The organism is Acinetobacter sp. SwsAc6, from assembly GCF_013391565.1.
GTDB lineage: Bacteria > Pseudomonadota > Gammaproteobacteria > Pseudomonadales > Moraxellaceae > Acinetobacter > Acinetobacter cumulans.
Genome location: NZ_JACAXE010000031.1, coordinates 1 through 15,976 on the forward strand (window position 1 = coordinate 1; position 15,976 = coordinate 15,976).

General features: G+C 38.6%; 15 protein-coding genes and 1 pseudogene. 7 read left to right on the plus strand and 9 right to left on the minus strand.

The genetic code is table 11. The annotated features are described in order from the left end of the window. Window positions 1–197: 197 nt before the first annotated feature. Window positions 198–770 carry a peptidylprolyl isomerase gene (locus HYG93_RS15985; RefSeq protein WP_178962667.1) on the minus strand — a complete coding sequence of 191 codons (573 nt, stop codon included), beginning with the start codon at window positions 768–770 and terminating at the stop codon, window positions 198–200. Window positions 771–860: 90 nt separating this feature from the next. Between HYG93_RS15985 and HYG93_RS15990 the strand changes: the two genes are divergently transcribed. Continuing rightward, complete coding sequence (locus HYG93_RS15990; protein ID WP_178962668.1) at window positions 861–1,532, plus strand: acetoacetate decarboxylase family protein; 672 nt, start codon at window positions 861–863, stop codon at window positions 1,530–1,532. A 25-nt stretch (window positions 1,533–1,557) separates the two neighbouring features. Here HYG93_RS15990 and HYG93_RS15995 read toward each other — a convergent pair whose 3' ends face one another. Next, a complete protein-coding gene (locus HYG93_RS15995) occupies window positions 1,558–2,631 on the minus strand; it encodes an alpha/beta hydrolase (RefSeq protein ID WP_106986200.1) in 1,074 nt (357 codons plus the stop codon). A 197-nt stretch (window positions 2,632–2,828) separates the two neighbouring features. Between HYG93_RS15995 and HYG93_RS16000 the strand changes: the two genes are divergently transcribed. Next, a complete protein-coding gene (locus HYG93_RS16000; protein WP_106986199.1) occupies window positions 2,829–3,314 on the plus strand; it encodes a hypothetical protein in 486 nt (161 codons plus the stop codon). Window positions 3,315–3,612: 298 nt separating this feature from the next. Here HYG93_RS16000 and HYG93_RS16005 read toward each other — a convergent pair whose 3' ends face one another. Then, window positions 3,613–3,846 carry a hypothetical protein gene (locus HYG93_RS16005; protein WP_106986198.1) on the minus strand — a complete coding sequence of 78 codons (234 nt, stop codon included), beginning with the start codon at window positions 3,844–3,846 and terminating at the stop codon, window positions 3,613–3,615. 813 nt (window positions 3,847–4,659) lie between these two features. On the opposite strand from HYG93_RS16005, the gene grpE reads away from it, so the two are divergent. The 4 genes from grpE to HYG93_RS16025 all read left to right on the plus strand — a co-directional run bounded on the left by grpE (window position 4,660) and on the right by HYG93_RS16025 (window position 8,870). Further along, window positions 4,660–5,199, plus strand: coding sequence for a nucleotide exchange factor GrpE (grpE, locus tag HYG93_RS16010; RefSeq protein ID WP_106986201.1), 540 nt, complete (start codon window positions 4,660–4,662; stop codon window positions 5,197–5,199). Window positions 5,200–5,354: 155 nt separating this feature from the next. Further along, the gene (gene dnaK / locus HYG93_RS16015) at window positions 5,355–7,301 is read left to right on the plus strand and encodes a molecular chaperone DnaK (RefSeq protein WP_106986197.1); all 1,947 of its coding nucleotides are present in this window, start codon (window positions 5,355–5,357) and stop codon (window positions 7,299–7,301) included. A gap of 170 nt (window positions 7,302–7,471) precedes the next feature. Continuing rightward, on the plus strand, window positions 7,472–8,383 hold the full coding sequence (locus tag HYG93_RS16020) for a matrixin family metalloprotease (protein WP_106986196.1): 912 nt from the start codon (window positions 7,472–7,474) through the stop codon (window positions 8,381–8,383). Window positions 8,384–8,486: 103 nt separating this feature from the next. Further along, window positions 8,487–8,870, plus strand: a complete 384-nt coding sequence (locus tag HYG93_RS16025) for a hypothetical protein (protein WP_162368850.1) — start codon at window positions 8,487–8,489, stop codon at window positions 8,868–8,870. A 58-nt stretch (window positions 8,871–8,928) separates the two neighbouring features. Here HYG93_RS16025 and erpA read toward each other — a convergent pair whose 3' ends face one another. From erpA to HYG93_RS16050, 5 genes and pseudogenes are all read right to left on the minus strand, one after another. After that, window positions 8,929–9,264: an iron-sulfur cluster insertion protein ErpA gene (erpA, locus tag HYG93_RS16030; protein WP_106986194.1), complete on the minus strand. Its 336-nt coding sequence runs from the start codon at window positions 9,262–9,264 to the stop codon at window positions 8,929–8,931. Between the two features lie 122 nt (window positions 9,265–9,386). After that, window positions 9,387–10,400 (minus strand): putative solute-binding protein, encoded by a 1,014-nt coding sequence (locus HYG93_RS16035; RefSeq protein WP_106986193.1) that lies wholly within the window; start codon window positions 10,398–10,400, stop codon window positions 9,387–9,389. Between the two features lie 224 nt (window positions 10,401–10,624). Beyond that, window positions 10,625–11,635 carry a putative solute-binding protein gene (locus HYG93_RS16040; RefSeq protein ID WP_117007988.1) on the minus strand — a complete coding sequence of 337 codons (1,011 nt, stop codon included), beginning with the start codon at window positions 11,633–11,635 and terminating at the stop codon, window positions 10,625–10,627. Window positions 11,636–11,884: 249 nt separating this feature from the next. Further along, window positions 11,885–12,940, minus strand: a pseudogene (locus HYG93_RS16045) (putative solute-binding protein). Between the two features lie 44 nt (window positions 12,941–12,984). Further along, on the minus strand, window positions 12,985–13,173 hold the full coding sequence (locus tag HYG93_RS16050; protein ID WP_117007989.1) for a hypothetical protein: 189 nt from the start codon (window positions 13,171–13,173) through the stop codon (window positions 12,985–12,987). Between HYG93_RS16050 and HYG93_RS16055 the strand changes: the two genes are divergently transcribed. Next, on the plus strand, window positions 13,172–15,109 hold the full coding sequence (locus tag HYG93_RS16055) for an ATP-binding cassette domain-containing protein (RefSeq protein ID WP_178962669.1): 1,938 nt from the start codon (window positions 13,172–13,174) through the stop codon (window positions 15,107–15,109). The genes HYG93_RS16050 and HYG93_RS16055 overlap by 2 nt on opposite strands. A 431-nt stretch (window positions 15,110–15,540) precedes the next feature. Here HYG93_RS16055 and HYG93_RS16060 read toward each other — a convergent pair whose 3' ends face one another. Then, on the minus strand, window positions 15,541–15,903 hold the full coding sequence (locus tag HYG93_RS16060; protein ID WP_106986190.1) for a hypothetical protein: 363 nt from the start codon (window positions 15,901–15,903) through the stop codon (window positions 15,541–15,543). Window positions 15,904–15,976: the final 73 nt, after the last annotated feature.

Below are 15,976 nucleotides of genomic sequence, written 5' to 3' on the forward strand. Positions count from 1 at the left end.
GTTCGTTTCCGTCTATCTCGTCGGTATGGGATGCATTCTAGACCATTTCGAAATCATTGCAAGTGCTTTTAATCACTTGTTTTATCGTGTGTTTCTTTTTTACACACTATTTTGTTTTATATTTATACACAATAAAGCCCAAACACATGATTTTAATCATTTAATATTAATTTTTTATGAATGGGCTTTTTTTTTGGTTACTTGCTATCTTTTGGTGCTTTTATCTTCACACTTTGAATAACAATCGATTGTGTTGGTACATTTTGGTACATGCCACGATTGCCAGTTGCTGTTTTTTCAATTTTTTCGACGATATCCATACCTTTTGTCACTTGACCAAACACGGCATATCCAGCATTCATCGCACTTTTGTTTAAAAAGTCGTTATCCACGGTATTAATAAAGAATTGGCTACGTGCGGAGTTAGGATCGTTTGTACGAGCCATCGCTAATGTGCCACGTTTATTTTTCAAACCATTTGAAGATTCATTTTTAATAGGGGCTTTTTCTATCGTCTTTTCGACCAAATTACTTTCTAAGCCACCACCTTGGATCATGAAGCCTGGAATGACACGATGAAACACTGTGCCATTATAAAAACCGGATTTTGCATAGTCTTCAAAGTTTTTTACTGAAATTGGCGCTTTGTCGTTAAACAATTCAATCTCAATATTCCCCACGTTGGTATTCATTTCCACCAATGTATTTTGTGCGAATACACCAAAGCTACTTAACGTTGCCGTCAATACAAAAAAAGTATGTTTTAACATTTGCTCACTCATCTATATGAAGTTGTGCTTGTCACTGTATGTATTTTAGTCTTTCATGAGAAATAAAGCATTAATCAAAATGAGAAAAAAATGCAGATACCAGCAATGACTACAGAAGTGATTCAATCCCCGCCTCCTTGGAAACTACAAGGCGCTGGTTTTATTTTAAATTACTGGGTAACGCCTCGTTTTATTCAACAATCAGCTATCCTCCATCACTCCCCTTCCCCAATTGGGAGAATGATTCAAATAATGTTGGTTCGTTATGAAAGCTCACCTGTTGGTGCTTATGATGAATTGTTGATTTTGGATCACCCACTGATTAGTAAGAGAGTGTTAAGTTCTATTCCTAAAATCTATGTTTCTACACTTGCTTCAGTCACTCACGGACAGACTCTTTGGGGAATTCCAAAAGAACTGGCACAATTTGAATGGCGAGATACAAAACTTGGCCTCACGTGTACAGTTCGTGTTGCAGGCCAACACTTCACCTTAACCCTATATAAAGCAAAAAAACCTAAGCTGTTTTATATTAATAGTCATCACATTCCATCTTCAATTTTGCAAATCCGACAAACTTGGCAAAATAAACGCTACAGCTTTGCCCCCCAGTTTAGAGGGCATATTGCAAAATTAGCTGGCGTAGAATGGTCAGATAGCCAAGGGCTATTTCCAGACTTTTCTCAAGCACGCTTATTACAGAGCTTTTTTGTGCCGAAATTTAGCCTGCTATTTCCTGAAGCTAAAATAAAAGACAGATAAGATGGTTTCACGTGAAACCATGTCTTTAGCTATTTTTCTTATCCCAAAATTTACGGAAATTCTTACTCAGCTCGATGTGATATTTTTTCGCACGTGTAGAGACAGTCGTTAAGTTAATAAAACCATGCGTTTGGTCTAAGTATTCTTGATAATGTAAAGCGACACCCTGTTGGCGTAATTTGTGTGAATAAATCTCGCCTTCATCATGCAATAAATCATGCCCTGCTGTAACAATAAAAGCTGGCGCAAGCCCTTTTAATTTGCCATAAGTCGGTGAAATGAGTGGATCATCAAGTTCAACTTGATGTTGCTCTGCATAAAAAGCAGTGACGTGATCAACATCGCCACCCGTCAACACTAAACCATCTTTATAAGCAAAAAATGAAGGATGACGGCTTTTAAAATCAACAACAGGATAAATCAACAATTGCGCATGAGGTGCATAAGCTTTTTGTGCTGTACGCTGTGCAACAACTGTTGCAATATTGGCGCCTGCGCTATCTCCCGCAACAGCAATACGCCCTTTTAAAACTTTTAATTGTTTGCTGTTTTGAAATACCCAAGCCAATGCATCTTCACAACATTGTATTAATTGCTTTGGACTCGCTTCTGGCGCCAACGGATAATCAATACTTAACACTTGTGCTTTCGCATGGACAGCCAATAAACGGCATGCTTCATCATGTGTATCCAAACTTCCAACAACAAAACCACCGCCATGGTAAAACACGATTAAAGGCAGTTTTTTGCCTGGCGCAGGATGATAATGGCGCGCAAAAACAGTGCCGCTCTGTAATGGTAATCGTAAGTCCTCTACATGTTTCACCGCAGTAACTTTATTGCGTAACGACTGCATTTGTAAATCAAATTGCTTACGCGATTTTTCATAATCTGCGCCAATAAAACCCTGACGACCCTGCTTCAGCTGAGCTGCCATCATGCATTTAATGAAAGGATCAAGATCTGGAAATATATAAGGATAACCCAATGCTTTGGCTAAACTATCTTGTACGAAACTCGGAAGTTTATCGAGTGCGCGTGCAGCCGTGCCTTGGCCTTTTTCTAATAGTTGTTGCAAGTTTTGATTAAAAGCGGTCATTGCTATTTTTTTCCTTGGCTTTCTTCATACTTTCTACATGATCAATGCTTATGTGACCATACTTGTATACAAGTCACAACATCTGCATACACAGATATCATTTCATTAAGCTAAGCTTATTTAAATCACTTGTCATTGACAATTATTTCTTAATTTGTGGAGTTATTTTGCTGCTCCCATTTATAGAGGACATCACTATGACGACTAAAATTATTGCAGTTTCATTGGCCACTGCGTTTATGGCTGTAGGATGTGTGGCATTTCCAGAAGATGGTTATTACGATGGTCGTTACGATCAACGCCAATCCGATCGCGGTTATGATGCACGATACGATCGTGAAAGAGACCGCCAGCGCTGGGAATATCAACAGCAACGTAACCGTCTAGAACAAGAACGACGTAAACAGCTCTATGAACGTCAGCAATGGGAACAAAAGCGTCAGCAACAACAAATTCAGGAGCGCAGACAAAATGAGCTTGAGCGCCAACGAAATGAACAACAACGCCAACAAGCCCAAAAAGAACGTGAAAAGCGTGCCGAATGGGAGCGTAAAAAACGTGAACAAGACCGTAACTATGAGCAACGCAAACAAACTGCTGATCAACGCCGTCAACGTCTAGATCAGCAACGTGATGAACAACGTAAACGTTGGGAAGATCGTCGACAAGATAATCGAGATTAAATCGCGTTATTACTTCAAAAAAAAGCCTATAGCATTGCTATAGGCTTTTTTATGGCAACCTTGCCTCATTCTCATACACCACCATTAGGCCATAATTGGTCTATCACTTTTATAATGGCCACTACAATCGTATAAAAGTGCCGAGTATTTTTATCCTATGTGACAGCGTAGTGTTTAGGTTCGTATGGATTGCATAATAATACAGAGCGAAATAGACAGAAGAGGCATCTTTTCTTCTGTCTATTTTGAATGGACCATCAACCTAATAAATTAAAGTTGATGCGGAGATAAATGCGGTTTATTGCGCAGTCGCTTGTGGTGCTTGCCCCTCTAAAGCAGGTGCAGATTGAATACCATCTGAACTTTGCACACTCGGATCGGCTTGTACGGTTGCTGTTGATTGCGCTTGCGGAGCAGGTGCACTATTTAATTGTGAAGTTTCAGGTGCTGACACCGTATCTTGAGATGAACATCCCACAGCAAATAAAGTAAAGCCTGTGAGTAATGACAGCATAAACATTGTTTTCTTCATCGTTATTTAATTCCTTTCATATTCAAATAAAGCGCAAAGTTGTTTCTTTGCGATGCTGATTATGAAAAAAATATAGCCCTACTACCCACCTACTGAGTAGTAATTTGAAGGTAGACCAGTACACCTTCTGCAACGTTATATTAATTCTATAGTTCATCTGTATTCGCATGATTTTGTTAAAGCTCTACCAAACCTAGCCTGCACCGCCTGCAATACCAATGACATTTACATGAAGCAAAAAAAAAGCTTATCCAGAGGTTGGATAAGCATTGAAAAACACATTCAAAATATACTAAAAGAAGAAACTACAGCGATAGAATCTGAGATCTATAGTAGAGATGTATAACAATTTTGAGAAATACTTTATAAAATAGTTTTAATCGTTTTAATCGTTTTTATGTATAAATATTAGCCAGTGTAAAATTTATACAGTACAAATAAGGAAACAGAAGCCATATCTCGCTCTCTCTTCAAAATATGACGACTGTTGATTCGATTATATTGCCTTGTATGACAGTAAAATGAAAACTGATAAAAATTATGATATTAATCGTTTTATTAGATCCTTTTATGCTTTTTAATCTAAATTGTAATTTTTAAGATCGCGTTGTTATCAATAAATCGCTCATTTCTGTATAAATTCTCACAAGATGCGTAAAAATTATCATGCCTCTGCTTGAATTTTTAACAGCAGCCCCGATTTCTTCTTTAATCATGACATTTAGTAAATCATGGCAGTTCAGAATTAACGAGGTTAGACCTGACGCCTAAGGACTGTACATGTTTAAGAACCCTTTTAAACGGAGTAAATCAATGACAACTGAGCAAAACCCAAACGCTCAAGAATTAGAGCAAGAGCAAGCAGAAGCGCAAACTCAAGCTGAAAACGAGCAAGCAGAAGTTTCAGTTGAGGATTTACAAGCGCAAATCACCAATTTAGAAGAAAACTTAAAGCTTGAAAAAGCACGTACAGCAAATGCCGTATATGAAGCACAAAAAAGTGTTGAGCGTATTCAGCGTGAATCTGAAAAGCACAAAGATACTGTGCTTGAAAAATTTGCTAAACAACTTCTTGATTCAGTTGACAATCTTGAACGTGCAATTGCAGCAGCAGGCGATGAGAAAAACTCACTGTCTGAAGGTGTTGAACTAACACTTAAATCTCTACTCACTACTTTAGAGAAATTTGGTGTGGTGGCGGTAGATACTGCGAATGGCTTCAATGCAGATCTTCATCAAGCTGTAGGTATTGATCCAACTGCAAAAGTCAATGAAATTGGTACTGTTTTGCAAAAAGGCTACAGCCTAAATGGTCGTTTATTACGTCCAGCTATGGTTATGGTTGGCGCATAAGCCCAAGAAATTCGAGAGTTTTTAAAAATATTTCTGAATTTAAACTTGAAAATTTTTGATTGGCTCTCATATCGGATAACAAGTAAATCCCTTTTAATTTCCCTTTGATAAAGGGAAAAGTTTGGGAACAAAAGAATTTTAGAGGAAACATCCAAATGGCGAAAATCATTGGTATTGACTTAGGTACAACTAACTCTTGCGTAGCAGTACTTGAAGGCGACAAAGTTAAAGTAATCGACAACGCTGAAGGCGCTCGTACAACTCCATCTATTATTGCGTATAAAGATGGCGAGATCCTTGTTGGTCAATCTGCAAAACGTCAAGCAGTAACAAACCCTAAAAACACATTATTCGCGATCAAACGTTTGATCGGTCGTAAGTACCAAGACCAAGCGGTACAAAAAGACATCGGTCTTGTACCTTACAAAATCATCAAAGCAGACAATGGCGATGCTTGGGTTGATGTAAACGACAAAAAACTTGCTCCACAGCAAATCTCTGCTGAAATCTTGAAAAAGATGAAAAAAACAGCTGAAGATTACCTAGGTGAAACAGTAACTGAAGCGGTAATTACCGTTCCTGCTTACTTCAATGATGCTCAGCGTCAAGCGACTAAAGATGCTGGTAAAATTGCTGGTTTAGAAGTTAAACGTATCATCAACGAACCAACTGCTGCGGCTCTTGCGTTCGGTATGGACAAAAAAGAAGGCGACCGTAAAGTTGCGGTTTACGACTTGGGTGGTGGTACTTTCGACGTATCAATCATTGAAATCGCTGACCTTGATGGCGACCAACAAATCGAAGTGTTGTCTACAAACGGTGATACATTCCTTGGTGGTGAAGACTTCGATAACGCGTTAATTGAATTCCTTGTAGAAGAATTCAAGAAAGAGCAAAGCGTAAACTTGAAACAAGATCCTCTTGCGCTTCAACGTTTAAAAGAAGCTGCTGAAAAAGCGAAAATCGAGCTTTCTTCTTCTAACGCAACTGAAATCAACTTGCCATACATCACTGCAGATGCGACTGGTCCTAAACACTTAGTGATCAACGTAACTCGTGCAAAACTTGAAGGTTTAGTTGCTGACTTAGTTGAACGCACAATCGAACCTTGCCGTATTGCGCTTAAAGATGCAGGTCTTTCGACTTCTGACATCTCTGACGTGATCTTGGTGGGTGGTCAGTCTCGTATGCCACTTGTACAACAAAAAGTACAAGACTTCTTCGGTCGTGAACCACGTAAAGACGTGAACCCTGACGAAGCTGTAGCAATGGGTGCTGCGATTCAAGGTGCGGTACTTTCAGGTGACAAAACTGACGTACTTTTACTTGACGTAACTCCATTGACTCTTGGTATTGAAACAATGGGTGGTGTGTTAACTGCAATCATCGAGAAAAACACAACGATTCCTGCGAAGAAATCTCAAGTGTTCTCAACTGCTGCTGACAACCAACCTGCTGTAGACATTTCTGTGTTCCAAGGTGAACGTAAAATGGCGCAGCAAAACAAATTGTTGGGTAACTTCCAATTAGGCGATATCCCACCTGCTCCACGTGGTGTGCCACAAATTGAAGTATCTTTCGACATCAACGCTGATGGTATCTTGAAAGTATCTGCGAAAGACAAGAGCACTGGCAAAGAACAATCAATTCAAATTAAAGCAAACTCAGGTTTGAGCGATGCTGAAATTGAAGCGATGATTAAAGATGCTGAAGCGAATGCTGAAGAAGACCGCAAATTTGAAGAATTAGCGAAAGCACGTAACGAAGCTGATGCGCTTGTATCTTCTGCTCAAAAAGCAGTGAAAGATCTTGGCGAGCAAGTAACTGCTGACGAAAAAACTGCAATTGAAACTGCATCAGCTGAGCTTGAAGCGGCTACGAAAGAAAATGACGTAGAAGAAATCAAAGCAAAAACAGAAGCACTTCAAAACATCATCATGCCGATTACGCAACGTGCGTATGAAGCTGCTCAAGGCCAAGGTGGCGCTCAAGGTTTCGACCCGAACGCTTTCCAAGGTGATGCTGCTGGCCAACAACAGCAAAAAGCAGACGACGGCGTTGTAGATGCTGAGTTCACTGAAGTTAAAGATGACAAAAAATAATTTGTCGCTTTAAATAAAAGACCGCGCGAAAGCGCGGTTTTTTTATGCCTAATATATCGGTACTGAATGATCGTAAGGCCGATTAAAAAGCGATGCTTTAAGCGAGGTATCACTACTTATTTTTGTTTAAATATTATACATTAAGCTTATATTGTTCATGTGCTTGCATTATGCGCTTCTTCATTCTTGCTATTGTGCTGTTATTTGTTGGACTGTTGAGTTATCAACTCAAAACACATGATCAATTGCGTTATAACTCGCTGGCCGATCGTATACTCCACCCTTTTGACACGCGCTTACGCTATCAAATTGCCGAAGTCGATCCACGCTTTGGTATTAGCCAGCAAGAACTGATTGAACTGACTCAACAAGCCGCCGATCTCTGGCAAAATGCCTCTGGGCAAAAGCTCTTTGTCTATGACCCTGACGCACAACTCAAAATTCATCTTGTGTATGATGAACGACAAGATAACTTTAATGCATTTAAAAAAATGGAGACAACGCTCAATACTGAGCAAAATAAAAACCAACGCGTCTCTGAAAACTTAAACACGTCACAAGCCTATTTAGAGCAACTTCACACAAGCATTCAACAGCGCCGTGTGCTGATCGATGCTGAATATCAAAGCCTGAATCAGCAACGGCTGAGCTGGAGTCGCCTTGAAGACAGCCAGGGGGAAAATCGCAGACGCATTGACCTGCAATATCAACAACTCAAAGAGAAAAGTCAGCAACTCAAAAATGATATTGATTACTTCAATCAATTGAATGCTCAATACAATCAACAAGTCGAGCAATACAATCACAATATTCATCGCTTTAACCAAGATGTTACGCATGCTAAACAGCGTTTCCCTGCTCGCGAATTTCACAAAGGTGTATTTATGGGGCAAGAAATTCAAATTTATCAATTTGAGAATCAAGATGATTTACGTTTAACGCTAGCACATGAATTAGGGCATGCACTTGGACTTGGGCATAACTCAGATCCTAAAGCTTTAATGTATCCGATGCTTGGGGCACAAGATCTGGCGCATTTTCAATTACAGCCTTCAGATTTAGCACTCTTAACGGCGCGTTAGCAGTTATAAATTCCTTATTTTTTATAAGGTTTTCTATAAGCTTTCACAACAAAGCCTATATTTCATGTTAATCTAAAATCATACACACCGCCTGAATATATAACTGGAGAGCAATGTGAGTTACTACCATATTCTTATTGAAGTGAATGACCACATCAGCACAATTGAACAGACTCGTGATATCGAAATTTTTAATATCACAGAAATTCAACCATATCTCCACTCAATCTTATTGCCATTTTTTAATGAGCAAATGATTGAACTCGAAGATGAAAATATTGAATTTAAGGATATTTTGCATTTAGAAATCAAACAAACCTTATTGCCAATTCAAGATTTGATTGAAGAAGAACAAAAGCTGTTACCAAGTGATACCGATGTTTCAATTACAGCCTATGAAATTTTTAACAATCGTGACCTTAGTCAAGATGTCACTACCATTGTGCTGGATCTTTTAGAAGCCATCAAATTTGATGCCAAAGATTAAAAAGTAAAAAGCCCTCATGAAGAGGGCTTTTTTATGCGAATCTTAATGCAAAAAAGGCTTAGATAGAGAATGAAGAACCACAACCACAAGTTGTCGTCGCATTTGGGTTTTGCACCACAAAACGCGAACCTTCCAAACCTTCTAAATAATCAACCACTGAGCCAACTAAATATTGATAGCTGAGTGAGTCCACCAACATTTTTACGTCGCCATTTAAAAATTCTGCATCATCTTCATTTTGGCTTTCTGCAAAGTTAAAGCCATAAGAGAAACCTGAACAACCGCCACCAGTAACATATACACGGAGCATTAAGTCTTGGTTTCCTTCACTGTCACGCAATTGGCGCACTTTATTTGCGGCATTGTCAGTCAACACAAGTGCAGGTGCATTCATGGTGGATTCCTCTAATTGAATGGGATGTCTTAAATCAAAAAAGACCATGATTCAAGTATAGCATACTCGAACTATGGTCATACTTTGCAAAACAAAGTTAAATCAGAGTAAATTTATCAGGTTTATTTGTAGTTTTCATCCTGCAATGCACATTCAAAGTTTTTCGCATCTTCTTTACAGCGGAATTGCCATAATAGCTTCATCATGCGCTTGTCATATACACCACGTTTGGTTAAATCAATACGCGCTTCACGCATCATTTTTTGATAACCAGGACGATCTGCTGCAGGTACATCCATCCAATATTTACTTGGAATATCCGACTTCATTTTACCCAAAATACCAAATGCACGTGGTAATTGTGTTTTCACCCATTCACGTGACTTTTGCCCATAACCTTCTGGGAATTTATCTGGGCGAATAATAATATTCCCCGTAACCTGCAAGATTGGATAATTGACAATCGCGCCTTTAGTTCCTAAACCTTTATATAATTCTAAAGGTTTAAACACCGCTGCAGGTGCACCAATAATATCAACCTGACCATTATTAAACTTAGCACCAAAGTTTGTTACATCAGCACTTACGGCTTGTGCACCAACTTGCTGTACCATAATTTTTTGTGCTTCATCATAGTCTAAAACCGCAATTTTTTTACCTGCTGCTTTAGCAACGGTATTAATGCTACGGTCATTTACCAATAAATATGCATCACCAACAGGAATAACCCCAGCGACCTCATAACGGCCATTCACCATGCTTTTGGCAAATGTCGGGCTCGCCAAACCTTGCATGATTTTTACCGCTAATTTTAAGTCTGGAATTGCACCAATCGCATCTAATGAACCTGTAAATCCATTGAATTGACGGCCACGCATACCTGTCACACTAATCGCATCACATTTTCCAGCTTTAAAATCTTCTGCGATTACCGCTTCATTTTGGCCGACACGTAGCTCAATATCAGCACCCCAATTTTTGGCTGCCAATTGATAGTCTTTCATGAGTGTAAATACATCGCCATTTTTACCAACCAAATCAAATACACACATGACTTGTTTAGCTTGAGCTGCATTCATGGCAAACATTAAACCTGCACCGAGGCCTAACACTTTTAATGCTTTTACTTTATGCATTTTTTTCATCCTTGTTACATTGTTTTTATCAGTTCATTATTGTGTTTATATGCATGGCTTAAAACAACCAAACCATGCCAGACAAGTTCGCCAATTCATCTATAGGACTGACGCTGTTTAACTGCATCATCTAAGAATTTTGGGCCAGATACAATTGCAAAACTGCCTTTAAATATGCATAAAAAAAAGCCTAGAACAACTAGGCTTTTTTCTTAAAAATCAAATTATTCACCACCAAGTGAACATTCAAAATTCGCCTTATCGACAGAGCAACGTGCTTTTTTCAATACACTCATCATCGCAGGATCATAAATGCCACGTTTAGTCATATCCATACGACCATCACGTAAAAGTTTTTGATATTTGGTTTTGTCTTCTGCAGTCAAATTCATTTTGTATTTTGCTGGAATTCCCGCCTCTAAACGGTTAATCATTGCAAAACCTTTTGGTAAGTTTTGAATGAACCAATCACGAGATTTTTGACCAAAACCTGCTGGGAATTGATCAGGACGAATAATAAAGTCAGCGGTTACTTGAAGTACTGGGAAGTTAAACATCGCACCATTCGTACCTAAGCCTTTGTAAATTTCCAAAGGTTTATACGCATAAGCAGGTGCACCCACCATATCAACCTGACCATTATTGAACTTCGCTACGAAGTTAGATACATCAGAAATTACCGCTTGAGCGCCTACACGTTGCACCATAATTTTTTGTGCATCGTCATAACCTAACACTGCGAATTTTTTACCCGCAGCTTTTTCAATTGAGTTAATGCTCTTATCACGTACGAAAATAAATGCTGAGCCTAAAGGTGCAATCCCTGCAACTTCATACTTCTTACCACCTAAGTTACTAATCATTTTGCTTTCATTACGCTTATCTAAAGCAAAAGTAATGGCACGTTTTGCAATTTCATTGCTTGGTGCACCACCGAGTGCATCAATTGAGCCTGCAAATTTATTGTATTGACGCGCACGCATTGCGGTCATAAATACGCCATCACATTTTCCAGCTTTAAAGTCGTTATCTGCAACTGCTTCATCTTGACGTGCAATCAGATTAATATCTGCGCCCCAGCCTTTCGCCGCCAGCGCCCATTCTTGCGCCATTTGGAAAGACTCACCCGACTTACCTAGCAAGTCGAATACGCAAATATCTACTTTTTCTGCTTGTGCTGTACTAGCGAAACCAATCACAGAGAAAGTTGCCAAAGACAGAAGGGCTTTTTTCATTGTATTTATCCTTTTGAGATTTTTTTGTTCATGGGTATCCATTCATGACAAAGTTTAAGCAAGTTATTTTTAAAAAAATAGAGCATTTACTCAATTAATTCATGTCATTTTGGTCTCTTTTGCCAATTTTAATGATTTTCATCACAGCAAAAAAATAAAATATATTTTAAATCAATATACTTAGCACTTTTATCGAAAAGCAAAATTTATAAGATGCTCATGAATCTTTACAAAGAAAATACATGATGACTACTCACCACCGAGTGAACACTCAAAGTTAGTCCGCTCAACTGTACACCGCGCTTTTTTTAGCACCGTCATCATAGTGGCATCATAAATTCCCATTTGAGTTAACTGAATACGTTCATCTCGTAAAAGTTTTTGATATTCATCTCGTGATTCTTTGCTCAGCGCAACTTTATATTTGGCAGGAATTTCAGCTTCCATACGTTTGACCATCGCAAAGCTTTTCGGGAGTTGCTTCACAAACCATGCTCTAGAGTTTTGCCCATAACCTTCTGGAAAAGCTTCAGGACGAATAATCAAATCTGCAGTCACATTGACTACTGGAAAATCAATCATTGCACCTTGTGCCCCTAAGCCTTTCGCAATTTCTAAAGGTTTAAAGGTTTAAAGGTTTAAAGGTTTAAAGGTTTAAAGGTTTAAAGGTTTAAAGGCATAGGCAGGTGCCGCCACAATATCCACTTCGTTTTGATTAAATTTACGAATAAAATTAGAAATATCGGACAGAACAGGCACAGCACCAATACGTTCAACCATGCGTTTTTGTGCGCGATCATAATGTAAAATGGCGAATTTTTTACCCTTGGCTTGCTCAACCCGATTCATATTGCGATCTTTCACAAAAATATAAGCTGAGCCGATCTGACCAATGCCTGCAACTTCGTAGCTCTCTTTACCCACTTTACTAATTAATCGACGGTTATTACGTTTATCAAGTACATAACTAATGGCTTTTTGAGCAATTTCATTGTTTGGCACTCCCCCCAAAGCATCAATAGAACCTGCAAATTTATTATAGGCCCGTGCACGCATGGAGGTCATATAAAAACCATCGCATTTACCGTCTTTAAAGTCACTATCTACTTTCGCTTCATCTTGATAAGACACCAATTGAATATCTGTACCCCAAGTTTTACTGGCAAGCGACCACTCCTCCAACAATTTATAAGACTCTCCAGATTTACCTAATAAATCGAAGACACAAACCGTGGGTTTCGCCTGCACAGCCATTGAACACATGAATATTGTGGTTACAGACAATGCCAAAAATCCTTTTTGCATACGCTTTATCCTATTTTCTGATGTGTGTTGTTTATTTTTTAAACTTATTTTTCACAATATAAGCATCTTCTTGTAATAAACCTAGAGGATTTCACATATTTTATTAAAATCTGTTGAATCACCCCACTTTTACATTCACTTGCAACTTTCGCTACAAAGCCTTGCGGTTTTTTTGTTTTTTGGAAGGCTTCCTTTAGAATAGCGCCATCTTTTTGCTGTGTTTTTAATTTCATGATTCAGTTAGACCAACTTTCTATACGTCGCGGTGGCCGTGTTTTATTTCAAAAAGCATCCATGCAACTTCACCCAGGTTGGAAAATTGGCCTAACAGGTGTCAATGGTGCAGGTAAATCCACTTTATTTTCAGCCTTATTGGGTGGAATTGAATCTGATAATGGTTCTTTAACCCGTCCAGCAATCTGGACCGTGGCACACATGGCTCAAGAAATTAAAGCGTTAGATATGAAAGCCATCGACTTTGTATTGTCTGGCGACGAAGAGTATTGGGATATTCAGCATAAATTCGAACATCCAGAACAATTGGGCAATGACGAACTTGCGCACCTCTATGGTCGTTTTGATGAAATCAGTGGCTATTCTGCACCGTCTAAAGCATCGCAACTTATGGCTGGTTTAGGCTTTTTTGAGCATCAATCACAATTGAATGTTTCAAGCTTTTCTGGTGGTTGGCGTATGCGTTTGAACTTGGCACGTACGTTAATGAGCCGTTCAGACCTATTATTACTTGATGAACCAACCAACCACTTAGACTTAGATGCGATTTTATGGCTAGAAGATTGGTTAAAAGCCTATGAAGGCACCTTGGTGCTTATCTCACATGACCGTGATTTTCTGGATGCGATCACCGATCATATTTTACATATCGAAAATCAGGAATTAACGCTCTATACAGGCAACTACTCAACTTTTGAAACTACACGTAGTGAACGCCTAGCTCAACAACAACAAGCTTTTGAAAAACAACAAGAAGCTCGTGCACATTTACAAAAGTTTATTGACCGTTTTAAAGCCAAAGCCACCAAAGCAAAACAAGCACAAAGCCGTATTAAACAATTAGAACGCATGCAGGAACTATCTGCGGCACATGTGGACACTCCATTTACCTTCAGCTTCCGTGAACCCACTAAAATGAGTTCACCACTATTGCAACTAGAACATGCAGATATTGGCTATGGAGATAAACTCATTGTGACCAATGTTGGCTTACAAATTACGCCAAATAGTCGCATTGGTTTACTGGGTATGAATGGTGCAGGTAAATCAACGCTCATTAAATCTTTGGTGGGCGATCTAAACTTACTCAAAGGTCAACGCAAAGCCTCTGAACTTTTAAATATTGGTTATTTTGCCCAACATCAAATGGATGCCTTAGATGGCAATGCTAGCCCAATGTTACAACTGGGACGTATTGCAGGAAAAACCATTAGTGAAGCAACACTCCGCTCCTTCTTGGGCAGTTTTGGCTTTAGTGGTGAACGGATGGACACGCCAAGTGAAAGCTTTTCAGGCGGTGAGCGTGCACGCTTAGCCTTAGCACTGATTGTCTGGCAACGTCCAAATGTCCTTATTCTCGATGAACCGACTAACCATTTAGATTTAGATATGCGTCATGCCCTCACGATGGCATTGACTGATTTTGAAGGCGCTGTGGTCTTGGTATCGCATGAACGTCAATTGATTGCCAGTGTCTGTGATGAGCTATTACTTGTGCATCAAGGCAAATGCCGTGAATTTGATGGCGACTTAAGTGCTTATGCAGATTGGTTACGTCAAGCCCGAGCTGAAATGCTTAAAACCGCGAATGTACCTGCTACACCAATCAAATCGGAAGTACAAAACAAAGTCATTAGCTCTAAAGGTGATAAAGAAGCTCAACGTAAAGAAGCTGCACAACGACGTGAGCAAACTCGCCCGATTCGTAAAAATATTGAAAAATGTGAAAGCCAAATTTCGAAACTACAACCACGCTTAACAGAAATTGAAAATTTACTGGGTGATGCCGGCTTATATGATGCTAGCCGTAAGGACGATTTACTGAAGCTAATGAATGAACAAACTGAACTCAAAGCCAAATTAGAACAAGCAGAAGAGCAAATGCTTGAATTAATGATGGAATTAGAGGAATTGGAAAGTAGTTTTGACAATTAAAACCTATTGTTTAGTCTAACTAAAACAAATAAACCGCCGTGAAATTAATGTTCCACGGCGGTTTTTTAATTCAACTAAACAATAAAATTCACCCAAATAAAGACTCAATATAGACAATTCATTCAGCTATTTTTGACCCATTACATCTCAATCCATTCACCAAGCAAAGATAAGCACAAACCCATTCATCCTTAAAAAATCTTTTGAATTTAAAAAGTGCCAAGTAAAGAGTTTTAAATTCAAATCTTTTCGTAAGTGAACATACTTTTAAATTCAAAAAATAAATCACAATAAAAATTACTCAAAACACCCTCATGTTGTGGATATTTTTTATTTTTCACATAATAATTCTATGGATAACTATTATACATATCCACAATTTTTACACATATTACTTTTAATAAAATGATCTAAACATAGATTTTAAGGCTTTATTTTGCTCTTTTCTGTTTTAAAAATCGCAATTCTTTTATTTTCCATGTCTCTTCAAATTGCCATAATTCTTGTATTTGTTGCTGGTTTTCGGCAAGCCCAATCAAAATTTTACATGAGGTTTGGTCACGATCAAACTCATAAGCTTCAAATTCGACATCGGGTTTTTTAGGTTTCCACACACCATTTTTAACAGCATGTGCAATGCGATCGTAGCGTGTGAAGTTGCTTTCAGTACGCCCGTCTTGCTCATAAACAACTTTAAAATGCTCATCCTCATACTGCAAAAGCACCTCATAATTGCCTATAAAAAAAGCATTTACCCAAATATCACGTATGTGTTCTAACTGATTATCCATCATATCAACCTCTCATTTTTACAGCATTGCGTTCATTTTAAGAACATCATGACATAGCAATGCGTCAGTTTGATAA